Annotated in this window: 18 protein-coding genes; 10 read left to right on the top strand and 8 right to left on the bottom strand. The window is 55.3% G+C overall.

What is annotated here, in order from left to right:
• Positions 1–4 precede the first annotated feature (4 nt).
• The 3 genes from ACR0JA_RS15580 to ACR0JA_RS15570 form a co-directional block, all read right to left on the bottom strand.
• Complete coding sequence (locus ACR0JA_RS15580; protein ID WP_480576675.1) at positions 5–877, bottom strand: glycosyltransferase family 2 protein; 873 nt, start codon at positions 875–877, stop codon at positions 5–7.
• Positions 878–882: 5 nt separating this feature from the next.
• Positions 883–2,667 carry an ABC transporter ATP-binding protein gene (locus ACR0JA_RS15575; protein WP_480576672.1) on the bottom strand — a complete coding sequence of 595 codons (1,785 nt, stop codon included), beginning with the start codon at positions 2,665–2,667 and terminating at the stop codon, positions 883–885.
• A 217-nt stretch (positions 2,668–2,884) separates the two neighbouring features.
• On the bottom strand, positions 2,885–3,568 hold the full coding sequence (locus ACR0JA_RS15570) for a DnaA N-terminal domain-containing protein (protein WP_480576669.1): 684 nt from the start codon (positions 3,566–3,568) through the stop codon (positions 2,885–2,887).
• A gap of 469 nt (positions 3,569–4,037) precedes the next feature.
• On the opposite strand from ACR0JA_RS15570, the gene ACR0JA_RS15565 reads away from it, so the two are divergent.
• From ACR0JA_RS15565 to ACR0JA_RS15530, 8 genes are all read left to right on the top strand, one after another.
• Positions 4,038–5,345 (top strand): AAA family ATPase, encoded by a 1,308-nt coding sequence (locus ACR0JA_RS15565; RefSeq protein ID WP_480576666.1) that lies wholly within the window; start codon positions 4,038–4,040, stop codon positions 5,343–5,345.
• Positions 5,342–6,448 carry a ParB/RepB/Spo0J family partition protein gene (locus ACR0JA_RS15560; RefSeq protein WP_480576663.1) on the top strand — a complete coding sequence of 369 codons (1,107 nt, stop codon included), beginning with the start codon at positions 5,342–5,344 and terminating at the stop codon, positions 6,446–6,448. The genes ACR0JA_RS15565 and ACR0JA_RS15560 overlap by 4 nt, the downstream gene beginning before the upstream one ends.
• A gap of 341 nt (positions 6,449–6,789) precedes the next feature.
• Positions 6,790–7,473, top strand: coding sequence for an IS6 family transposase (locus ACR0JA_RS15555; RefSeq protein WP_480576660.1), 684 nt, complete (start codon positions 6,790–6,792; stop codon positions 7,471–7,473).
• A gap of 294 nt (positions 7,474–7,767) precedes the next feature.
• A complete protein-coding gene (locus tag ACR0JA_RS15550) occupies positions 7,768–8,079 on the top strand; it encodes a hypothetical protein (RefSeq protein ID WP_480576657.1) in 312 nt (103 codons plus the stop codon).
• A complete protein-coding gene (locus tag ACR0JA_RS15545) occupies positions 8,072–8,851 on the top strand; it encodes a peptidoglycan-binding domain-containing protein (protein WP_480576654.1) in 780 nt (259 codons plus the stop codon). The genes ACR0JA_RS15550 and ACR0JA_RS15545 overlap by 8 nt, the downstream gene beginning before the upstream one ends.
• 262 nt (positions 8,852–9,113) lie before the next feature.
• Positions 9,114–10,574: a hypothetical protein gene (locus tag ACR0JA_RS15540; RefSeq protein ID WP_480576651.1), complete on the top strand. Its 1,461-nt coding sequence runs from the start codon at positions 9,114–9,116 to the stop codon at positions 10,572–10,574.
• A 31-nt stretch (positions 10,575–10,605) separates the two neighbouring features.
• Positions 10,606–11,448, top strand: coding sequence for a M23 family metallopeptidase (locus tag ACR0JA_RS15535; protein WP_480576648.1), 843 nt, complete (start codon positions 10,606–10,608; stop codon positions 11,446–11,448).
• Positions 11,449–12,206: 758 nt separating this feature from the next.
• Positions 12,207–14,633 (top strand): LysR substrate-binding domain-containing protein, encoded by a 2,427-nt coding sequence (locus tag ACR0JA_RS15530; protein WP_480576645.1) that lies wholly within the window; start codon positions 12,207–12,209, stop codon positions 14,631–14,633.
• 885 nt (positions 14,634–15,518) lie between these two features.
• Here ACR0JA_RS15530 and ACR0JA_RS15525 read toward each other — a convergent pair.
• Positions 15,519–16,715 carry an NADH:flavin oxidoreductase/NADH oxidase family protein gene (locus tag ACR0JA_RS15525; RefSeq protein ID WP_480576642.1) on the bottom strand — a complete coding sequence of 399 codons (1,197 nt, stop codon included), beginning with the start codon at positions 16,713–16,715 and terminating at the stop codon, positions 15,519–15,521.
• A gap of 101 nt (positions 16,716–16,816) precedes the next feature.
• On the opposite strand from ACR0JA_RS15525, the gene ACR0JA_RS15520 reads away from it, so the two are divergent.
• Positions 16,817–17,716 (top strand): LysR family transcriptional regulator, encoded by a 900-nt coding sequence (locus ACR0JA_RS15520; RefSeq protein ID WP_480576639.1) that lies wholly within the window; start codon positions 16,817–16,819, stop codon positions 17,714–17,716.
• A 305-nt stretch (positions 17,717–18,021) separates the two neighbouring features.
• On the opposite strand, the gene ACR0JA_RS15515 is transcribed toward ACR0JA_RS15520, so the two are convergent.
• The 3 genes from ACR0JA_RS15515 to ACR0JA_RS15505 are packed head-to-tail and all read right to left on the bottom strand — an operon-like array spanning position 18,022 to position 20,710.
• Positions 18,022–19,350 carry a sensor histidine kinase gene (locus ACR0JA_RS15515; RefSeq protein ID WP_480576637.1) on the bottom strand — a complete coding sequence of 443 codons (1,329 nt, stop codon included), beginning with the start codon at positions 19,348–19,350 and terminating at the stop codon, positions 18,022–18,024.
• A complete protein-coding gene (locus tag ACR0JA_RS15510) occupies positions 19,350–20,009 on the bottom strand; it encodes a response regulator transcription factor (RefSeq protein WP_480576634.1) in 660 nt (219 codons plus the stop codon). Before ACR0JA_RS15510 ends, ACR0JA_RS15515 begins: the two co-directional genes overlap by 1 nt.
• A gap of 38 nt (positions 20,010–20,047) precedes the next feature.
• Entirely contained in the window at positions 20,048–20,710 is a 663-nt protein-coding gene (locus ACR0JA_RS15505) for a PepSY domain-containing protein (RefSeq protein ID WP_480576631.1), read from the bottom strand.
• Positions 20,711–20,908: 198 nt separating this feature from the next.
• On the opposite strand from ACR0JA_RS15505, the gene ACR0JA_RS15500 reads away from it, so the two are divergent.
• Entirely contained in the window at positions 20,909–22,045 is a 1,137-nt protein-coding gene (locus tag ACR0JA_RS15500) for a hypothetical protein (protein WP_480576628.1), read from the top strand.
• Between the two features lie 395 nt (positions 22,046–22,440).
• Here the strand turns inward: ACR0JA_RS15500 and ACR0JA_RS15495 are convergent, their stop codons facing one another.
• Positions 22,441–22,629: a hypothetical protein gene (locus ACR0JA_RS15495; RefSeq protein WP_480576624.1), complete on the bottom strand. Its 189-nt coding sequence runs from the start codon at positions 22,627–22,629 to the stop codon at positions 22,441–22,443.
• Between the last annotated feature and the right edge of the window lie 122 nt (positions 22,630–22,751).

The following is a 22,751-nucleotide window of genomic DNA, read 5'->3' as shown; positions in this document are numbered from 1 at the left end:
CGGGTCAGACCCGTTGATCCGGCCGCCGCAGCCATAGCAAGCGGACCGTTTCGGTGATTTTCACCACCCGCAGAACATAGTGCACGCCCCAAACCTTCAACGCCTGAACTGCACTCAGATCTGGGCTACGCAGCAGTTTCATCAGCGTCTTGAAAGACGGGATCAGCTTGTGGATCGGGGGGATGTAGTTCACCCATCCCCGGCCTGCATTGCGCCTTAGGCGCGCGCCTTCGATCCGACGCGCCTTGGTTATATGTGCCCGCAGATTACCGCGTGCCGGGTGGCGAACGGCTGCGTCTGCGGCAAAAACGATCGGCGCGCCCGCCGCTTTTGCGCGGTCATTCCATTCCATATCCCCGCCGGACAGAACCGTGTCATTGAACGGGCCAATGCGATCCATCAGGCTGCGCCTGACGATCAGGTTCGCAGTTACGGCCCGGCTGCGCTCGACCCATTTTTTCTGCTCGAGTCCCAGATGCAGATCGTAAAGTTCGGACGCGGTCCAATCCTTGCCATTCGGGATCAGGACAACATCTCCCCCAAACCGTCCGGTCTCAGGATATTCCTGCGCGATTTTCAAACCCGCCTCAAGGTATTCCGGAACCGGGCGGCAATCAGAGTCCGTGAAGAACAGCAGATCTGCGGCAGCTTCGACAATGCCGCGATTGCGCGCGGCATAGGATCCCGGCTTTGCCTCTTGCAAGATCTTCGCGTTAGACGGCAGACAGAATCCCTCGGGCACCGGGTCCGACGGGTCATTGTTGACCACCAGAACCTCGTACCTGCGAGCATCGAGCGTCTGTTGCGACAGGCAATCCAGACAGGATTGCAACTGATCCCAACAGCGATAGGTCGGGATGATGACCGAGGCATCCATCCGCCCTACCCCGCTTTTATCGCGCCAGAGAATTGGTGGTCATACAGTCTGCGGAATGGTCCAGCGCTCTCGAGCAGCGCTTGGGCACTGCCCTGTTCGCTGACCTGCCCGCTTTCAATCACAACGATCTTGTCTGCATGCATGATCGTGGACAGCCTGTGCGCCACGATGATGGTCGTCCGTCCTTTGGTCAAACGATGCAGCGCCTCTTGCACCAGATGTTCGGATTCCGAATCCAGTGCACTGGTTGGTTCGTCCAGCAACAGGATCGGACTGTCGCGCAGCAGTGCACGCGCGATCGCAAGACGTTGTTTCTGCCCTCCGGACAGGAAAGAGCCATTCTCGCCCACCATCGTATCAAAGCCGTTTTCCAGCTTCATGATGAAGTCATAGGCGTTTGCCGCCTTGGCGGCTTCGATCACCTCGTCGCGCGAAGCTCCTTCGCGGCCAAATCTGATGTTGTCTGCGACCGAGGCCGAAAACAGGAAGGTCTCTTGTCCGACAAAGGACATGTTATTGCGCAGCGTCTTGAACGAGGCATGTTTGATATCCTGCCCGTCGATTGTGACCGCCCCTGTTTGCGGATCATATAGGCGCAGGGCGAGATTCAGAATGGTGGACTTACCACCGCCAGACAAGCCAACAAGTGCTGTCGTCTCGCCTGCCTCGAAGGTCAGCGACATGTCTTTCAGGATCGGTTCCTTGCGGCGATAGCCAAATGTGACATGGTCGAACTCGACTTTGCCCGGACCACCCTCTGGCAGGCTATGCGGGTTCTCGTCTTCTGGCAGGGTCTCGGGCTCGTCCAGCAGTTTGAACAGCATCCGCACGCGACGCAGGCCGATTTCCAGCCCGACGCGCACCTTGGACAGGCGCTTGGCGGGCTCGTACGCCATCATCAATGCGGTCACGAACGACATCAGTTCGCCCGGGGTCGATCCGCGCGAGCCAAACAGGCTCGCCGCGCTCAGCCCGATGACCGAGGCGATGGCAAGCCCTGCCAGAATATCCATCAACGGGCTGGTGGCCGCTTTCAGACGCGCCAGTTTGTTGCGGCGTTTCTCGACACTCTTGACGGCCGAGTACATCTGACCGGCCATTCTTTCTTCCAGGCTGAAAGTCTTGACCACGCGGATACCGCGCGAGGTCTCCTGGATCACTTTCATGATCGCCGACATCGATTGCAGTTCCATATCCGCAATCTCGCGCACTTTGCGCAACAGGGTGCGAACGCCCCAGATTGCCAGCGGTCCGATAACCAGCGTGATCAGGGACAGCACCGGCTGTTGATAGAACATCACCGCCAGCAGACCGATCAGCGTCAGCGTGTCACGCACCGCAGAGGTCACCATCAGCTCGATCACCGTCCGCGCAGCCTGCGCCGATTGTGTCACCTTCATCAGCAGATCAGAGCTTTCGGTCAGGTTGAAAAAGGACACTCCCTGCCGCAGCAGCTTGTCATAGAGTTGTATTTGCTTGACCGCCACGATCCGGTTGCCTGCGCGGGTCAGAGCCACAACCTGCACATATGTCGCAACCCCTTTGATCAGGAAAATCACAAACACCGCGATCGACACCCCGATAACCCGCGCAGAGTTTTCGCTGTCAAACAACGAGTCGACAACATCCCGCATGATGAACGCCACTGCTGCAGTTGTTGCCGCGACAAAGACCATTGCAACGATGGCGATTGAATATGGGACAAGCTGCGACCGCATGTTCTCGGACAGCAGCCGCCACAGGATCGATTCATCCAGGCCCTGGGTGAACTTTTGTTTCAACTTTTGCAAAGCGAAATTCCACAGTCATTACAATTGGAACAGGCCGAATTGGTGCCCCACCGGCTTTTGAACCGTCTACGCTAGATAGTCGGCAACCCGAATTGGGGCAAGACCGGCCTGGGATCGCACCCTTTACGGCCCGGATCTGCCGACAAAAGGATTGCGCCAACCGATATCAAGAGCCGATGCCGTCACGTAACCCAACCTCCTGCGCCGATGCGGTGCCCTATTCCGCCACGTCGATTCGCAGTGTTCTGATCGATGGATCTACCCGGCCATAGGCCGCGAGAACGCGCGCGGTCCATTTCTGCGAAATATAATCCGCCATGAAACGCGATGGCGCGATGAGCGTCACACAGCCCCCTGCCCTGTCCGCCTCGCTCAGATGCTGAAACCAGCTCGACCACAATTCAGGGTCGCGCCTGTGCAGAATCGACTGCACCTGTGCCCAGACATCTGCGCCATCTGGTTCGGGCGGCGCAGGCCTGGTTTGAAACGGAATGACATTGGTTTCGGGCTCAGGGTCTGCCTGCATTCTGTCCTCGAAATCCGGTCCGATTGTCGGCCAGACCCCAGACGTATCCAACAGAATCTGTTTCAGGTCCAGTTCGTAAACCGCCACACGCCCACGTGCAGCTGGCCGTTTTACCGTGACCCAGCCGCTTGTCCGCAACTTGGCCATCTCTCGCTTGACCGTCCGTTCATCAACCGACCAAAGCCGGGCCATCTCCTCTCGTCCAATCGAAAGTTCATTGTTGCGCCAGTTATAGCGCGTCGTGATCAGAGACATGATCCGCAGCATACTGCGATGACGGTGCTTGTCGCCTGACAATGCATAGACAGTCAGCGCAGATAGAATATCGTATTTGAGGGCGGAGGCATTGCGCCCCACCGGTTTTGCAACCTGCATCGTCCTCCTCACCGCTCTTGCTGCCTCATACGGGGGTTTATTCCCCTCATCGCGCCGTTGTTCAACGCTTTTCGCTATCGTGCCCTGATTAGCGTCCATTGATCCGATTCTGTCAAGCCCGAGGTAGATTTTTGCGGATCACGGCTACATTCGCATCAAACAAAATGAAAAGAATCCGGTGAAGTTATGGTGATGGGGGACATTCTGGGTGACCCCCTATTTGGGCCTTGTGTCCCCCTAAATGCCGCGAGTTGCCCGGGTATGACCCCCCAAATACAGTGGTCGCCTACAAGTGGATCGCGTTTGGTTCGAATGCAGTCGCGGCGAATCGCAAACCGTCCATTGGCGCCTTGTTTTCTTACCCATGGGTAAGTTCTAATTCATACAATAATTTCTTTTGCCAAAACTGCAAATTGGGCGTAAATAACAACAACAACAAAATTTACGTCCACTAAATGAGACCCGAGGCATGTACACGCACGAAGACCTGAACGCATTGCGCACGCAATCTCTCAAGTTGCAGGGATGGATCCGCCGCCAGACTTTCAGCCCCGAGATGGAAAAGACCCTACGCCGATTCTCCAGTTGGGAAGTGGCCGAGCTGATCTTTCGGATCAACCAATCCACCTTTCGCGGCAAGCTGGCCGCGGATCCGTCGTTGCCCGGTGGCGAGGTCGAGCCGGAAGGGCGGCAGCGCTGGTTCAGCCTCGAAGAAGTCAATGAGCTGCGCCGCCGCCTTAAGTTGAACCGGAAGGTCCTGATGCCTCCGCGGCCTGTTGGGAAGCGGGCGATCCGGGCAGCGGTGGCGAATTTCAAGGGTGGTGCCGGCAAGTCAACCGTGGCGTTGCACCTTGCTCACGCCGCAGCTCTGGATGGCTATCGTGTGTTGGTTGTTGACTTCGACCCGCAGGCGACGCTTAGCCATTCGATGGGCCTGACCGATGTGGCCGAGGACTATACCGTCTGGGGTATCATGGCGCGTGACCTGATCCGCGAGACCCAGCGGATGAACAACAGACCCGCCGCTGCAGAATCGGGCACCGCCCTGCCCCAGCGTGAATTGCCGCCGTCGATCACAGATATGGGGCTGGGTGATCTGAGAATTTCGGACTTCGTTCGGCAAACCTCGTGGTCGACGATCGATGCGATCCCGTCCTGCGCAAACGCGGCCTTTGTCGAATTTGCTTCGGCCCAGTACCGGCACCTGAACCCGGAATGGTCTTTCTTTGCGGCTGTTTCCCGGTACCTGGATCAGATCCCGGATGATGCCTATGACCTGATCCTGTTCGATTGTCCGCCTGCGATTGGTTACCAGTCGATGAATGCTGTATTTGCCGCTGACATGCTCTATATCCCTTCGGGACCCGGTTATTGGGAATACGATTCCACCACATCGTTCATCGGGCAATTGGCCGAAGCGCTCGAGGATCTGGCCTATGGCTTCGACAAGACCTTACCCACGGGTAAGATCGGGTTACCCAAGGCGTTCTGCGAAATTCGGTTCCTTCTGACACGATATGAACCTGGTAACGCCTTGCACGCGGCCATGTATGATGCCTTTAGCAAAGTCTTCGATCAACATCTGGCCAAACACCCGGTCGAGATGACGCGTGCGGTGGAACAGTCGGGCCGCTTTCTCAGTTCGGTATACGAGATGGACTATCGCGAAATGACCCGCGAGACCTGGCGTCGCGCCCGGTCGACATTTGACAACGTCTATGAAGAATTCCGGAGCGTGATGCTGACCGCCTGGGACAAACTGGAGGATGACGCATGAGCCGCAAACGTAGAATGTTCGATATCGACATGCCGGCCATGGATGACATTCCGGTCGGCAAGGTGCCCGACAAAGTTCTGGAAAAGCGGCGCGGGCCGATGGCCGCAGCGATCTCGGAAAACGCCGAGGCACTGCGGGACCAGCAATCGACCGAGGATGCCATTCGGGTCGAAAATGACCGGTTGGCCCATGAACTGGTTCGACTGCGCTCGGAAGGGTTGGTGACCGAGCACATCAATCTGGACGATGTGGTGACTGAAAAACTGACCAGGGATCGCAAGCCCGGCCCGGACCCGGAACTGGACGAGCTGAAAGCGTCGATTCAGGATATCGGATTGTCAAACCCGATCCGGGTCGAGAGGCGCGAGGATGGCCGCTTTGATCTAATACAAGGGATGCGTCGCCTGTCAGCGTATCGCGCGTTGTTGGATGAAACCGGAGACGCTGAATATACAAAGATTCCCGCGGGCATATCGGATCCGGCAAATCTCGACGACAGCTATCGTCGGATGGTTGACGAAAACCTGATCCGAAAAGACATCTCCTTTGCAGAGATGGGAGCGCTGGCGCGTGCTTATGCCGAGGACCCAGCCAATGATTGCGCGGATGTAGATAAGGCCGTGACAATTCTTTTCAAATCGGCCAGCTATACGAAGCGCAGTTACATCCGAGCGTTTGCCAATTTGCTGATGATGCTGGAAAAGGTCTTGGAACACCCGAATGATATCCCGCGCAATGTCGGTGTTGACCTCAAGCGGAAACTGGACAGTGATCCGGGTTTGATACGACAGCTCCGCACCGCACTAATGAAGGCTCCTGGTCGCAATAGTGCGCAAGAATTAGAGATTTTGCGCAGCTTCGTGACAGGAGAGTCTGCGTCACAGTCAAAGCCACGCGCTCAGACGTCCGAGAAACCGCGACGCGCCAAGACCACCTTCCAGGTTCCGGGCCGGGCAGGGATCGCCAAATGCTCAGCCTCCAGCGGCCGAATGGAATTGCGATACAATTTAGATTTCACACGGGTTGACAGGGCGAAGCTTGAACGTGCGATTGCAAACCTGATTGATGAACTGCGCGAGGAGGACGACGTTACCCACGGGTAAGAACGCCGGATCAACTGTCTATCAGCGAGGCACCGGGATTTTCCAGAGCTTTTCTTCGTTTCAGCTCCGATCCGCGACGCGACTCGTTTCGATTTTTTGATCCGGAGGGTCGGGAACTTCAACGCGACAAAGCTGACCGCGCACTCAGTGCTCTACATTGGCTGCCTTGTAAGCTGGCATGAGATCGTCAATACACAATTGAAGGGCAGGGCGGACGAGCGAATGGACGCGAACCTGCAGGGTAGTCTTTGTGGGTTGTGTCGCAAACTTTGGGCCTAGATTGACGAGCATGCAGAATCCGGCGTTTGTTGTCCGCGTATTGTTCTCCAACAGGTTTCAGCATGATATCCTTGAAAGGCTGCCATTTCCCCAAGGATGCCGTTCTGTACGCTGTATATTTCTATTTGCGGTACACAGTTTCGTATCGTGATTTGGAAGAGATCATGGCTGAACGCGGTGTGCGAGTTGACCACGCCACACTGAATAGGTGGGTAGTGAAAGTTTCGCCGATAGTCGCTGCTCGTGCGCAATCAAGGATGCGTCCAACTCAGAACTCCTGGCGCATGGACGAAACCTATCTCCGTGTGCGTGGCAAGTGGTTGTATCTCTATCGAGCGGTCGACAAAGCGGGAAACACCCTTGATTTCATGCTGTCTGAGCGACGAAATCGTTCAGCAGCCACCAGGTTCTTTGCCAAAGCAATGTCGTCAAACGGGATCCCAAACAAAGTCTTCATAGACAAGAGTGGCGCCAATGCAGCTGGCATTCGAGAAGTGAACAGAATCCTGAAGCGGTTCGGCTGCCCAGCTAAAGTACAGCCGATCAGGTCCAAATATTTGAACAACATGATCGAACAGGATCACAGATTCATCAAACGACGCGTGCGGCACATGTTTGGGTTCAAGTCGTTCAGATCAGCTTCAGCCACACTGGATGGCATTGAGGTAGCCAACATGATCCGGAAGAAGCAATTCTCTAGTGATTCGACTTCCGGCTTTCGGATGTTTGCTGAGATCGCAGGATAACTGCGGATAGCATATCAATGGCTCTGGGCGTTCCAAAAGTTTGCGACACAACCATGTAATGCGCAATATATCGGCATTTAGCTCATAAAGCAGAGCGGGGGCTGCAATATATCCATTAACTCCTGATATTGGAAAGCACTTGTCACGATCACTCGATTTGTTGTTCCCTTAGAGGAGCCCATGAACGTCAACGTAATTGAAGCGACGCACATTTAGCACGGGCCGTTTGAAGGCTTTCTCAGTCGAGAAACGCGTTCAATGTAGTGTGAGTACGATAGCATATGGAACGTATGGTTGTTTGTTCGATTTGTTAATTGGTTGGGATACTTACCTAGAAAGCTAACTACGATTTTGTTTTTGTTCTGGATGTCATTTGGACCCGCAAGCGCTGCCCTGGAAGAGGGGATTTTTGCGGCGGCTCGGATCATCTATCAATCCGCACAAAACCAATTAGGAGAGGTTAAGGTTGAAAGCTATCGACGCGTTCGATCCTTGCTCGATCAGATTTTATCCGATCATCCCGAGACTGATCTCGCCACTCGAATCCTGTTGCAGGACACGATCGATGGCGTCGATGTGCTGGAATTGGATGGCTTTTTTGGATGAAGGCGCAATTGGAGTCGCGCCCGACGTGACTGATCCGCCCGATCAAACCGATAACATTCCAAAAGCACCCGACGAGACCGTTTCAGCCGTAACCACCCCAAGCGAGGAAACCGATGCAGCCAATTCCCAGGGTCAGACACCGCATTCAGTGGTCCGATACGCAGTTTCGGATGCGACGACCGAGAATTCCCTTGGGTTGGACAAGAATGGCATCCGCGACCTGCAGGCGCGGCTGCTTGTCATGGGTCATGATCCTAACGGCGTGGACGGAGCCCAGGGCCGGGGCACCCGCGCCGCGATCTTGTCCTGGCAAGCATCGATAGGCGCTGTCGAAACAGGATATTTGAGCGCTAAGTTACTCGAGGTTCTAAAAGACGCGTCACAAGCTGACCTTAGTGTTTGGTTACGGGAGTCAGAAAACGCTCTGAAATATTATCCGCCGACGCCCATAGCGATCAGACCCGGAAATTTGTCGGGTCGCTGGAGCTATGTGACAAGGTACGGAACCAACAGCAAATTTCGCAAGCGGATGAGGATTACTGGCACGTTGTTTATGAAGCATGCCGGAGGAATAATCTATTCTGGCACACTTGCAAACTCCGAAGGTCTGCGCGGTCGTGTCAGTGCGACATTGCGGGGGCGCTCGGTATCCGCCGTCACGAACTTCGGCGTCCTGATTGGAAAGGCGAGTTTGAAAGCCCGTGTTGATGACCAGCAGCTTGTTTTGCGCGGAAGGGATTCGAACGGTTGCAGCTTTTACGCGTCGAAGTAAGAGGTGGCCATGTTTCGGTTTAAAAAATTAATGGCCATCTGCCTGCTCCAGGCTGGTGTTCTTTTGGGTCCGGTCGGGGCTCAGGAGGCAGAGACCACCGACCCGATTCCGAACGCCAATATCCTGATAGCGGACGCGGTAAAACTCTACCGTCAGGCAGAAGGCACATCAGGGCAGCAGCGCGTTGGAACTCCTTCGGCAGGTCGGGGGGATTCTGGATCGTATTCGAACAGAATTTTCAGGCTCGGTACCAGCCCAATTCATGAAAGACGGTCGGCCGCTTGGCCCGATTGACATGACCATCGTCGCGGCTGCGAAAGACGCCGCCTACTTTGATGCGTTGCCCGAGATCACTGTTTCATCGGTCTTCAAGGTCTCGCGCGAGGCTTGCCAGGCAATTGCTGCAGATCACGGCGAACAGGAACTTGCGGAAGCACTCTTTGAATACATCACGATTCTGGCTTTTGATATGAACCGCGCCAGCAATGCTGAACAGGTGCGGTGGTTGTTCTCAAATCCAGGTCGATTCAACGACAATCTGGCAAGGGTAAATGCATTTGAGTCGTTGCTGGGCGATGAAGTCTTTCGCAACGACTTCGTGAGCCGCGTCAACAGTCGGGTTATGGCCGACCTGAGTGCGGAAATCACCGCAGATGTCGCGTTATCGTTTCTGAGTGGGGTGGTCAGCGAAACCCTGGCACAGCACTACGACGCACAGGGCAACCAACGGGCTGCCGCCTTCACCCGCAAGTGGATGGAGCCAATGGTCGATATCTCGCTTGTGCTTGACGGTGCATCCTCTGCTTCGACCACAGGAGCCGGGGTCGGAGCCGCGCTTATATGGGCAAAAAACAGCTATGCATTCTGGCATTTGGGCGAGAAACAGTTCCGCGCAGAACAAACCGGAGCTTCTGGGGACCAGCAGCTTGAACGTCTCGCCGCAGAAATAGAGTCTTACACACGCACACTTATCTCGGGTCGGCTGACGGGTGTCGCGTTCGAAGGCATCGAAGGAGCCTTGCTGACAGAGCGACATGCTGCGGTGATAAAGTCGGTTTTGGGAGGTCACTACGAAATGCAGCAATACTGGTTGAGCAGCGATGACGCGATGTTGCTGGAAACTCTGGACGTGGTGCTTGACGCAGCAAGGGTGTTTTATGAAAGTTCAGGACGGCTGGCTGAGCCAACGCCGTTGTATGCGGCCGACAGTTCCGGCGCGTTGCCAGCCGATCTGCAAGGGCAGAGTTTGCAGCCTGCTCCGAACGGGTTCATCGGGTCGCCAACGACTGACGGAAATGTGACGGCGACCGCCGACAGTGTTGCGCAGCAGCCGAACGCCGAGGTTGGCGCAGTTGGTGATTTTGACACCGGCGGATGGAACATGTGGGTCGTTCTTGCTTTCCGCCAGACCCTGCGTGAGGCACGCGAGTTTGTCGCGACCGCAGAGGCAGGGCTCAGAATTTTCAGAACCCAGAACGATTGGTTCGTGATTGCCAGTGGGCCGCTGGCCGAGCCGGATTACGAAGGCGATGGATTGGCCAGTATCATCGCTTACAAGAAGTGGCCTTCTGACAGCCTGCTTTCGCGCGGTGCCAATTTTGTTGCGGAGTACCCCTTGGTCAAGGGGGGCGGCCCCTCCGCATCCGGCGTTCACACATACGAAAACCAGCGTTGCGACAAACACTCTTTCCCGATCAATGCAGGGTGGCACACCTGCGTATGACAGGGGTGAAAGACTTGATGCAAGAACCATCGTGACCGTTTGGGGGCAACCCGACGCACATGGAGATTGCCTGATCAGTAGACACGAAGGTGTGTTCCTGAAATGCCGCGATTTGGTCGGATTTACGTCAGATCAGAAAATCAACGAAGTAGCTGTTGATCACACACCGGACACGGGCCGGACTGCGAAAGTGATCTCGCCTGTCGGAATTGTGCCTCTTGCGGTTTCGGCTGGATTTTTCGATCCGGCATATCCGACTTCATGGACCCCACCCGCTCAGCATTTGGGGATTGATCTGCCTGCGGCCGAGGGCACCATCGTCCGGTCGCCGGTTGCGGGTCAGGTTGTACTCAATCGAACCAACCGTTCGGATGCCTTCAACAAATACCTCATCATCAAAGACCGGGACGGGCTTGAGCACGTGTTTGCCCATCTCGACAGCACTTTGACAGCGGGCCAGCTGGTGAAAATTGGCGATGGTATTGGTGCAATCGTGAACGCAGGTACAGGGCCGCATCTGCATTGGGGGATAAACCAGGGGAACATTCCCTCGACATTCACAAACAGCTGGGGATTTGGACGTGCCCCTCTTACCGCAACGGAAGCCGATGCCAGGGCCAAAGGATGGCTGGACCCCGAAGAGTGGTTTGCGTCCCGGTCGTCGGGTGCCCGTCAGGAGGGAATAGAACTCGTCTTCCCCAAAGAAGAACTTAATCGCGTTGCCGCCCAGTCCAATGAAGGCGAACTCCGCTCAACCGGTTTCGATGTCGCGCTTTCGGAACGTGTCACTGTCAGTTGCACGCACTGGGTGTCTCAGGGCGCAGGCGCCGCATCCGAATATGGTATAACGACCTGGGAAGCTTTGCTTCCATAGCTACAGTGCAATGTCTGGTCAGACATCGGGGACGGGTCATCTGGCGCAGTCCCGGACATCGACGTCTCGGCAAAATTGTCAGATAGCGGCGCAATGATAATAAGGCTTGGTGATGTCGATTTTTTCTTGGCGAACGGCAGGGCAGGCAAGGAAAATGTACGTTCTCCATACAAAGTCAGGTTTTCGGTTACAAAAAGGACTGGTTGGCCGACTGCCCCAGCCGAAGCATTGCGTCTTTCAATCAAATTGAATTCAGCGCTTTGACGGATGGTCTGTACGGCCGTGCATCAGAGAATTGCACAGTTGATCCGGCAACTGTCGGAGACAGATGGTACAAACATTTCCGCTTTGTGCGTAAACCGGAAATATCCGGCGGGTTCGAATCCACTTGCACTGTATTGAGCACCTCTACCAAAGGCCTTGCAACGGTTCTGGCGTCGTCCTGCCGTGCGCCGGCTGGGTTTTCCGACCGCCAGCTCAGATGGCATATCCTGTCAGCATCGCCCTTCATTGATCTGGACGCGCGCGGTGGACCTGCCGAGTTTCGACTGTGTCATGCGGATACGCCTCAGGCGAAGCCCGAGAAGGAATGGACCTCGGCGATTGTTCATACGGGTGGATATGGCCGACAGGAGCTGACCAAATATATCTGGGCAGGGAAGAAGTCGGCCTATGAATGCCTTAGGGAAGACGCCGCGAGTGACGAAACCCTTCGGTTCGTGCAGGCAAGAGCTTCCGAAGGCGGCGAGGGGCCGGAAGTGCCAATCGACTTCCGCGAATTGGGTCAAGTAGACATTGCGATTCTGGATGCCTTTTCAATGAACGGCAACAGATTTGATTACTTCGTGAATACATCCCCCGAAACCATTTCCTACCCGAGTTTCCCCGTGCAGGACCTCTCAACGCTCGCAGGCCGCGGCGACCGTCGCGCCAGAGCAATTCTGAACCAATTTCCAGGAGCCACTGCATGGAAGCCCTTTGTGGGGGGAATGCGGGTTCTGCCAAACGGCCACCAAAGGTTCTCAACCATCGGGTATTGGACCGAGACCTGCCGTGCGTGTCCAATCGTGGGATACAATGTTGCGACCGTTGACTTCGATCAGGACGGCAGATTTCGTGCATTCGAGACGCGCGGGATTTTCGACAACCGACTCCATGGCAAGTTTCTGGGACTGGATGCAAATGATCTCGGGGCGGACAGCGCTGCGGTTCAGTTTTACCTCAACCTGAGAGGATACGATGCCGGGCCCATGGACGGCGTATTTGGGCCGAGGACACACAAGGACCTTGCGGATTTTCAGCGCGAGAACGGCACTAGTTCGGGAACCGAACAAATCGACCATAAGACCCTTCAGGCCTTAACGGACAATGATACGCTTTTCAGCAATGGCGTTGGTCGGCCGGCTCTCGCTGGATCCGGGGCGCCGGTCACCACGGGCTCGATGGTGGCTGCGTGCCAAGTTGGGGGTGAGCCCCTCAATACGGGTGGTATCTTTGATCACTTGGTCTCTCGCCCCCTGAAAGGGCGAACCCTGAGCGGTAGGGACTGGTCTTTGTTCGTGCGTGATGATCGACCTTCAAATTTCGGGCGCGCGACCTTTACAAATTCCGCAGGTGAGACCGTTACCGGCACGTGGCATGTAGGTGGTACAGACCGTGGTACGGCAGCCTTTTGTCAAAACTACACCGGCGGCTCATCGTCGGTCTGTCATGAGATATTGCGATGTAACTCTGACGGCCAATCCACATTTGCGATGAGAAATGCTCAAGGTGGAATCTCGTCCATTGTCACGTCGCGAAACGTAATTGCTCTTCCGCCAAATGGTTTGACAGATGTTGATTTGGCCGCGGAGGCTCACAGCGAAGCAAGTCCCGAGCGCGAAATGCCCGGGAAATACGAAAGCCCCTGGGAATACATGGAGTGGGTTCAAGTCGCATCACGGCAAACACTTGAGGAAGCGCGCACGGTTTCACGGCAGTTCGTCTCTGGCTTTCCCAAGACACGAATATTCAGGGCATCGAATGGCTGGCATGCCATTGTCGTGGATTACGTTGATGATCATTTCGATAACGAGCAATTTCTCTCCCAACTCATCGGCTCGTGTAATCATAGTCGCTGTCCTTTCGTATTCAGTTTGATGGCTTCCGCCCCCAATAGATCTTGGACAGAAGGGCCGTTCGGGGATGCCCGGCTGGGCTTCACTTGTCAGCTAGCCCGCGATCAGCATAATTGGGATGACGCAGACGGCATGATGGGCATGCAGAAAATGAATGATCCTTTAACTTCTCTGGATGTGCGGACTTTGCGGTTTCTGCAACTCCTGCTTCGCACAAGCAGCGTGACGCGAACGGCCATGCATCTGGGGATCAGCCAGCCAGCCGCCAGTCGGATCCTCGCACGGGTGCGGGATCTGATCGGAGATCCGGTACTGATCCGCACGCAGTCCGGATACCAGTTGACGGATCACGCTCTGGGCCTAAATGCGCTTGTCGATGCCGCACTGTCGGCGATTGGTGACGTCTTCAGGCCGTCCGCCTTTGATCCGGAACAGTCCAACCATTGCTACCGCATCGCCTCAACAGATTACGGCGTTGCGGCTGTCTTGGGGCCGATGATGGAGGTCTTTGCCGATACAGCGCCAGCGCTAAGGTTCGATGTCTCGCCACTGGTACCGCAAAGCTTTAACGATTTGGAAAAAGGGGCAATTGATCTGCTGCTTTACGCAGATCTGGACGCAAGGGACGATTTGCTCGTTCAGAAACTCTTTGATGAAACCTACGAAGTTCTATTCCGACAGGGCCATCCGCTTGAGGGTCATTCAGCATCAAATCGGGCCCTTACTCCTCAGGACGTTTCGGCTTACCGGTTAATTGAGTTCAGTTTTCCGGGCACTACAGGTTTGAAACCGGATACGATCATGCGGGAAGACGGAGACGGTTCGAATGCCGTATTCCAGCAGCCCTATTTCACCACGCTGCCTTTTTTGGTCGGACAGACGGATGCAGTTGCAGCTGTCCCAAAGCGGTTGGCAAAGCAAGTCCAGAAATTGACCTCCCTTTGTTCTGCTCCGTTTCAGCCGAATTACGGTTTCCCCTACTACCTGTTCCGCCACGAGCGCAGCCGCTTCAATCCAGCGGTCAATTGGTTGAGGGAACAGGCATCGGAGATCACCAAGTCCGACTGATCAGATATTCGAGCCATGATGATGGTTTGAACATCAGGTTTCTGAGTTCACATATGCGATCCAACCCGCCAACTGACCCGGGGTCCCGACAAACTACACTATCTTCATGGAGCAATGGCAACGCTCCGATTGGTCTCGCCCCAAAAGCTCTGGGCGTGAGGGAAGCGAGTTCGCAGGTTCAATCCGGAAACGGAATGATTTTTAAAAGCAAGGGCAGAAAGCTGCCCTTGCTTGATCGCTTCCTTAAAAGGGGAACCGATAGTGCGAAGGAGGCGGGTGTTCAACCTCCGGCGGAAGGCCGACGTCTTTCCTCAGGTGAGGCGGCAGCTCGGCTCTTTTGCGCAGAGCAGGCCGCTTTGTGTTGGATCGCTGGGCGAAGAAAGCCACTAGTCGCAATAAGAGACCACGCGACCGGCCGATTGGAATGTAAAGTGATAAGCTTGGCATTGTTCTCTCCATGAAATGATGGAAAGCCGCCACATGAGGAAAACACAAAAAAGGCCGCTCACGAGGCGGCCTTCAGATCGGAAACCTGTCAGACCGCTTTAACGGGCTACTGCGCCTGCTGCGCGAAGCATTGAGGTCTGACAATTCAGCATTTCTGAACTCTCCTGTATCAGGGTTTCCAGTGCCGTCTGTTACCAGACGAGCGGTCCCAATTCAACAACCCAAACATGTATTGGTCGAAATCCGCCAACTTGCCAGTTCACTCGCGTTGGGAATAAACCAACGTTTTGTTCAGTTTGCATCCGATGGCGACGGTGGCGTTGGTCGTTTTTCAAACTCTGCGTTCGCAGCAAATCGCGGCTATACGGGCTACATTCGCCGTAGCTTGACCTATCGGCGAAGGGCAGGTTTGGGCCGCCCTTTCAGCACCGGAACATCTTACAGATCGGAGAACTTTGTCTTCCACTGAGCAACACGCAACTCATCGCGTTTCTCATACTCTTTAATAGCTTGATGGATGTCCCTGTGAACTTGATCCTCTCGATCTTCTCCGAGATCGGTCATGCGCATGGTGAACCAAGCGGTCATTCCTCCAGGCGGCAAGGTGGCAAAGCGAGGGAAAGAGGGGTCACCTTTGCCTGCCTGCCATGTTGCAGGCAAGGAGGGATCAAGAACAATACCCCGTGCCACCCCCACGACATCCGCATCCCCTGATCGGACTGCCGCTTCAGCCTCGTCTTTGCGTTTGAAGCCGCCGGTGACCATAAGTGGAGCCGAAATCAGTCGACGCGCGGCGCGTGCAAATTCGACAAAGTAGGGACCCTTCGTCGCGCGTTCCGAACTGGAAGGCGCCCCGGGGAAATAGGTCCCGCCGCTGATATCCAGAAGGTCGATACCCTTGCCTTCAAGTCCAGCAACGACTTTTAGTGCTTCGTCTTCGGTTAGGCCTCCGTCGAGTTGATCGGTTGCATTCAGTTTTACCGTTACCACAAAGTCGGATGGCACCGACGCGCGAACAGCTTCGACTGTTTCAATGAGTAGCCGCATCCGCGCCTGTATCGGACCGCCGTAAGGATCGGTTCGGCGATTGAAAAGTGGCGACAGAAACTGGCTCAGCAGGAAGCCATGTGCGGCATGGATTTGCACGCCGCCAAATCCCAATTCCGCCGCGCGCAGCGCGGTGCGGGCAAAATTATCTGGAACGGCCCTTATCTCGGCGATTGACATGGCTTCGCTGCGGAAATCAGGAAAGTCGATGGCGCTTGGCCCTCTGGGTTTGCTGATCGGAAGATGAGCCATTGCTCCAGCATGCCCGAGTTGTAGCCACAATTGGGCTCCGTTAGCCGACCCGCGTCGTGCAAGGTCGTGAAACGCTTTCACATCGGCTTTATCATCCAGAACCAAATTGCCTGGTTTCTCGGGATACCTCGGATCACCCTGCACCTCGCCGATGATCGACGCGGCAAGCCCCCCTTCAGCCCAGCGTTCATAAAGCCGCATCTGAGAAGGAGTTGGGTTTCCCTTTCCATCCGCCAACGAATCCGACATCGCTGATTTGATGATCCGGTTCTTCAATACACGCCCATTCGGCAAAGTAAGTGGCGAGAAAAGGGAAACGGTCGAGGCGGTTTGCAAAGCAGTTCTCCGTTGAGTTTTTGTCTCCACCTGAGATATCGTGGATCACTTTGCCTGATAAGATGGCTACGCGGATCATCTCTTGATAGATTTTGGAACAAATGACGCAAAAGACTGAAATTGAGATCCTTCTGGCTGTTGTTGATCACGGCAGTTTTTCAGCCGCCGCCAGAGTGTTGGGATACACCCCGTCCGCTGTGGGCAAACGTGTGCATCAGATGGAACAGCGGTTGAAGGTGCCGCTTCTTGTCCGCTCAACCCGACGCATGGCCTTGACCGATGCAGGGCAGCGATATGTAGAGGAAGCACGGGGCCTTCTGGCTCGCCTGACAGCCCTTGAAGAGGATATTGCCGATGATGGCGTTAGGCTGCGTGGCACAATCCGCGTGACAAGCGCTGCGGCTCTTGGCCGCCTTCATGTGGTTCCCCTTGCGATCGAGTTTATGGAGCGACATCCGGAGGTTGAGATCGAATTGCTGTTGACTGACAAATTGGTCGATTTGGTCGGAGAAGGTTTTGACCTTGCGATCCGCAGTGGTGTCTTACGAGACTCATCCCTGGTCTCGCGAAAACTGATGACCAACCGGCGGGTGCCATGTGCCACACCGGCCTATCTCGAGCAGCATGGCACCCCTCAGCAACCGGAAGAGCTTACGACCCACAAATGTCTGCGACTAGGCCATGAGAAGTATCTTTCGGATTGGGGGTTTGCCCGAAACACACACGGGCATGCACGGCTTGGTCCCGGCTTCATTTGCAACAGCCTTGAAGCTCTTCGCGCAGCGTGCGGCGCGGGGCGCGGCATTGCTTGGCTGCCAGAGTTTCTCATCTCCCAAGACCTGTCGAATGGCCACCTGGTGCCGCTGTTAGCTGATTGCACTGACCAAGACGCCGGCGGTGGGATCTTCATTCTACGGCCGGAAACAACCTTTCTGCCGCGACGGGTACGGGACTTCATCGAGTTCCTGGCGGGCCACTTCCCTGACATTCGAGCCGATTGAAGCGGGGAGTCCTCGACAACCACACCCGCTTTCTTCCGGCACAGGAAATTGTTCCATGACGACCTGCGTTCCGACATTGGCCGCATGTTGCCCAGAGGAACGTTTTGGGCCGTTCTCAACAGACCCTGTTGTGTCTCAATATTGGAATACTGAGTGCGCTCCCAAGGCAGCTATGCACTGATAGTGGCTGTTCGAGAATGCGCTGCCATTCCGTGCTCGCGGTCCGCGTTGCCGCCATTCCCTGCACCCGATGGGCAGAATACCGACCAAACTCAAGCCTCGGTCTCTACCGTACACGAAGGGGTCTAACCAGAAACTATAATCTGGCAGGCCAAGCCGCCAAAGTTTGCGGATGTACCTAACGTGAGCTTGCAGCCGTAGGCATTCAGCAGGTCAGCAGATATGGCCAATCCCAAACCCGTGCCGCTAATAGAAGTGTCCAAACGCCCTCCGGAACGAAGTGCCCCTTCACGTGCGTCTTTTGGAATACCGGGCCCGTCATCCTCGACGCAGATTTCAGTTCCGTCGTCAACACGTTTTGCCGCGATGTGAATTGTTGTTCCGCACCATTTCAGTGCGTTGTCGAGGAGATTTCCAATGACCTCTTCGATGTCCTGAGGATCCATTCGAACCTGAAGCCCAGCCTCACAATCTGTCGTCAAAGTTTTCCCTTCACGCTCAGCCATAACCGAAAACAATCTGGATAGCCGGTTAACGGAATTTGTTAGATCAGTGCGAGAATGCGTCAGTTCAGCGGTGTTTGACGCGCGCATGCGCGCAAGAGACCGCTTGAGTTGGGCATCTATCCTGTTCAACGCGTCATCTGCAGGTTCGGTATCTGAGCCCGCGTCCGACAAAGTTGCAAGTTCGTTTCGAAGGATTGCGGTCGGCGTTTTGAGCGCATGTGCCAAGTCCGCTGCTTGCCGTCTGGAACCAGATACAATTTCGCGGTTTCTGTGCAGCAATTGATTGAGGTCCTCAACAAGCGGCGAAACTTCTTCCGGATAATCTTCCGGCTTCAGATCGTCACCCTTGTCCCAGCGATGCGCCACATCTGCACGCAACTTCCTGAGGGGGCCGATAATTGCAGACATCAACAACAATGACCCCGCAACTCCGATCAAGCCGACCAAGCCAAATACCGGAAGCAGGTTGTTTTGCGCCGCGCGGCGTTCACTTATTAGCTCAAGCCGGCTTTCAGCGACCGTTACGCCCCACTCGGTTCCGTCTTCGAATGTGATTTTCTGGTAGACGCCGCGAACGGCCTCATTGTCCGGTCCAGATGTGTTCCAGACGGTGAACTGTTCCGTCACACGCGCAGGTTCGGAAATTGTTTCATCAAAGAGCGAGGCAGATGTAAATGTGGCTCCGTTGCCATCGGTCACTTGCCAATACCTGCCGGAGTATGGAGTTCCGTAGGCCGGGTCGAACATGAGATCGCGCAAAGCCTCTGGGTCGTCGGTCGTCGCACTCAACCCGACAACAAGTTGCGTGTGCCTGTCGCGCAGAGTTTCGTCGAATTGCTCCAGGACACGGGTGTTGATGTATGAAAACACAACCAGCGTTCCGACGCCGACAGAAAGCGCACCTGTCGCGAGGCCGCCAAGCAAAGCGCGCTGCCGCAGCGATAACATCAGGCCGTATCGATCATATAGCCGCGCCCTCTGACCGTTATGATAAGGTCAGATCCCAGCTTTTTTCGTAGCCGGGTTATGAATACGGCAATGGTGTTCGAATCCCGGTCACCGTCATACTCGTAGATGTGCTCTGACAACTCGGTACGTGACACCATGCGTCCCATGTTGTGGGCAAGGTAAGTCAGCACAGCAATCTCTTGCGCGGTCAGATCGACCGGAATTCCACCCACACTGACACGCCCGTTTCGCGTATCAAGCATGACGTCCCCCATCTCGATCACCGGGTTCAGCTGACCGCTTTGTCTGCGCAGGATGGCGCGCACTCGCGCCGCCAGTTCGGGCATGTGAAACGGCTTTGTCATGTAGTCATCAGCGCCTGCATCAAGGCCATCCACACGTTCGCTCCACCCGTCGCGGGCCGTCAGGATCAACACCGGCGTCTTGACGCCCGCACTTCGCCATTCCCGCAGGACAGAAATACCGTCGCGCTCCGGCAACCCGATGTCGAGGATGATCATGTCGTAAGGTTCAGTCGCACCTAAATGCAGGGCGTCTGTTCCGTTATTGGCCACGTCGACCACGCGACCTTCTGAACTTAGAAGTTTCTTGATCTGCTCGCATAGCTGCGGCTCATCTTCGGCCAGAAGTACTCTCATATTCAGAAGCTACAGTCACAACGGCTTTGGTTTAAGCACTATTTTTTACCGTTGCCTTTGCCGTTCCCGCCAGAATTGCCGCCACCGTTACCACCGCCGTTTCCGCCACCATTCCCGCCGCCGTTACCACCGCTATTACCACCGCCGTTTCCACCACCATTGCCGCCTCCATTGCCGCCGCTGTTGCCGTTTCCACCGCTGTTGCCGCCGCCGTTTCCACCGCCGCCGCCGTTGCCATTGCCGCCACTGTTACCATTGCCGCCGCTGTTGCCGCGACCGTTGCCACTGCCGTTGTTTCCACGGTTCGCAGAGGCACCACGGTTGCTGTTGGTCTTGCGGTTGTTGTTGGCGTTGGCGGGATTCGAACGCGCTGCTTTCGATATTTGACGCCCAACACTGGATCGGTTGGAAACGACCATTCCGGTCTGCGCATTCACAATCACGCTGACTATTTTTCCATCAGGCTTTTTGACTAGAATGCGATAGTAAATCTGATCAGCCTGAAACGCGCGGGCATCAACCGGTGTGCCGCCATAAGCTTTCTCGACACCTTTGATAACCCGTTTCAAACGGATGGTGCCCCCGGTAAGGGTCGCCTTGCGCAGTTCGCCTTGCTTAAGCTCACGCGTCTGGGCGGCCGCTTCCCCAATGGGCAAAGCAACCAGCAGGCTTGCAACCACCAAGATCACCTTCGCACGCATGAAAGTCCTCGTATTTCGCGGCTAGAGACTACGTCTTTCGACATGAACCGATGATGAACAAGCAGTTAGCCCTGCGTTCAAGCACGCTCAAGTTAAATGGCAACAAGCTTAGGAGATTCGTGCGCGAATCCAGACGATTGAACACAGCGAGTTGTTTCAGAAATCTGATGCCCGCTGATTTCCACCGGAGAGGTCGATATGAAAACCACCAGTTTGACACTGTTAAAAGCATCTACCTTGGCAATTGCGTTGCTGGGATCAACAGCCATCGTAGCCACCGTCGCTATGCCCGACGTAGCCTTTGCAAAGGAAGGCAAGGGCAATGGCGGCGGAAAAGGTAACGGTGGAGGAAACGGCAAGGGTGGCGACAACGGAAATGGTGGAGGAAAAGGAAACGGTGGAGGAAAGGGTAACAGCGGCGGCAAAGGGAATTCGGCCAAAGGTGATCGTGGCGACCATAGTTCCGTTGGTAACAAAGGCGGCAAGAAAGGTGCGGACAAAAGCCGTGGTGGCCGAAACGCCGGCAAATCCAAGTCATCGAATGCCAGCAAATCGAAGTCCAAGTCCTCACGCTCTGCTTCGGGCAAGGGTGGCCGTTTTTCCTTGAAGGACATTTTTGGCGGTAAAGGTAAATCGAGAACCGTTGCCACCTCCAAGAACGGCGCGAGCACGAATGGTGGCAGGCAAAAGCCGAGGACCTACCACAAGTCGAAAACCGTGATTGTGGAGGAATCTGTTCGTCCTGCCGTCCGGACCAAAGGCAACACAATGGCTGCGCTACTTGGTGCCCACCCGTCTGAACTGGGCGCTTTGAACGCCGCCAATGCCAGCGAGACTGCACTGGCAAACGCGGCCCCCAATTCGCGCGTCGGTCGAATTGCAAATTATCGCGACACCGTGTTGGCAGGTGAGCCGCTGCGCGAAGAGCTTGCGGAACAGCTGGAAGAGCTCACCGGACTGGAGCCACCGGAACGGACCGTTTCTGAGATCGAGGAAGACCTGGAGGTTGCACTGGACGAAGTCCAGGAAAACCAGGAACGCGTTGAGGATCTTGAGCAAGCGCTTGAAGACGCAGGCGGAACGGATCCTGAGATTGAAGAACAATTGGATGAAGCCCGTGCTGATTTGGACGAGTCGATCGAATTTGCGCAGGACCTGAACGACGAAAGACAGGCGGCTGTCGAATACGAGGAAGCAACCGAAGAAGTGCAGGAACTGGCTGATCTGGTCGAAGAACAGGAATTGGCCGAGCGCGAAGCGTTGGAAGCTGCGGCCAACAAACCTGTCACCGATGCCGTCGAAGCGGAGGTTAAATCATTGCTGGGCCTGTACTGAGGGCCGTAAGCGCAAGGTGGGGGGGAAGACCATGACGAAAGACGACCTGGCATTGTGGGCAGTAGAGAAACTGAACACGCCCAAACACGAGGCTGAGCAAGTTGCTGAGATGCTCATGGAGTTGCTCAGGACCGAAAACAAACGGTTAGCGAGTCCGCATCGATCTATCCACAGTGCTGACTACTCACGGAAGTACTGAAAACCGGGCCAGCCATATGCTTTACAGGGATGGGAAGCGGCTGGCCCGACTAATTCTAAGTGAAAGATCCCGCCGACTTTGTTCACCGTCGCATGAAGAAAGAAATCCCGCCCCAAAAACCGGAGCGGGATTCAGTTTTCAATTCCAATATCTAGGACGAATACCGGGAATTGTTTGGGGGTCTGCTGAACTGCCTTCAGACGTTGTTATGTGCCTCAAAAAGCCGCTTGTTTTTAATGATCTCTGTCAGTGCATTTTCGATAGGAGGGAAGCGACCACTGCTCGATTTGGTCGTGGTTGACAAACGTTCTCCGGCAATCTTACCAGAGGTTTGCATCACAGCTGTTGTGCTGGATTTTTCAGTCACAAAGGCAGGCTTGATCATGCTTTTCCCCTTGTCAGCGATCAAACGACACACCACTCGTTCGATCCAACCTGATCACTATGCCTCAACATGGTTGAACACTGTGCGAATACATTGTTCACGTTCGGTTAATGTTGTTCGCG

It is taken from the genome of Ruegeria sp. AM4 (genome assembly GCF_056540665.1).
Note: the sequence above shows the minus strand (reverse complement) of the source record. Positions and strands in the feature narration are given on the sequence as shown.

What these genes read in the sequence shown, in the direction of transcription:
- ACR0JA_RS15555 (WP_480576660.1), top strand. Translation starts at nt 6,790, where the DNA reads ATGATATCCTTGAAAGGCTGCCATTTCCCCAAGGATGCCGTTCTGTAC.
- ACR0JA_RS15540 (WP_480576651.1), top strand. Translation starts at nt 9,114, where the DNA reads ATGAAAGACGGTCGGCCGCTTGGCCCGATTGACATGACCATCGTCGCG.
- ACR0JA_RS15515 (WP_480576637.1), bottom strand. Translation starts at nt 19,350, where the DNA reads ATGTTATCGCTGCGGCAGCGCGCTTTGCTTGGCGGCCTCGCGACAGGT.
- ACR0JA_RS15570 (WP_480576669.1), bottom strand. Translation starts at nt 3,568, where the DNA reads ATGCAGGTTGCAAAACCGGTGGGGCGCAATGCCTCCGCCCTCAAATAC.
- ACR0JA_RS15495 (WP_480576624.1), bottom strand. Translation starts at nt 22,629, where the DNA reads ATGATCAAGCCTGCCTTTGTGACTGAAAAATCCAGCACAACAGCTGTG.
- ACR0JA_RS15565 (WP_480576666.1), top strand. Translation starts at nt 4,038, where the DNA reads ATGTACACGCACGAAGACCTGAACGCATTGCGCACGCAATCTCTCAAG.
- ACR0JA_RS15520 (WP_480576639.1), top strand. Translation starts at nt 16,817, where the DNA reads ATGACGCAAAAGACTGAAATTGAGATCCTTCTGGCTGTTGTTGATCAC.
- ACR0JA_RS15510 (WP_480576634.1), bottom strand. Translation starts at nt 20,009, where the DNA reads ATGAGAGTACTTCTGGCCGAAGATGAGCCGCAGCTATGCGAGCAGATC.
- ACR0JA_RS15505 (WP_480576631.1), bottom strand. Translation starts at nt 20,710, where the DNA reads ATGCGTGCGAAGGTGATCTTGGTGGTTGCAAGCCTGCTGGTTGCTTTG.
- ACR0JA_RS15580 (WP_480576675.1), bottom strand. Translation starts at nt 877, where the DNA reads ATGGATGCCTCGGTCATCATCCCGACCTATCGCTGTTGGGATCAGTTG.
- ACR0JA_RS15500 (WP_480576628.1), top strand. Translation starts at nt 20,909, where the DNA reads ATGAAAACCACCAGTTTGACACTGTTAAAAGCATCTACCTTGGCAATT.
- ACR0JA_RS15560 (WP_480576663.1), top strand. Translation starts at nt 5,342, where the DNA reads ATGAGCCGCAAACGTAGAATGTTCGATATCGACATGCCGGCCATGGAT.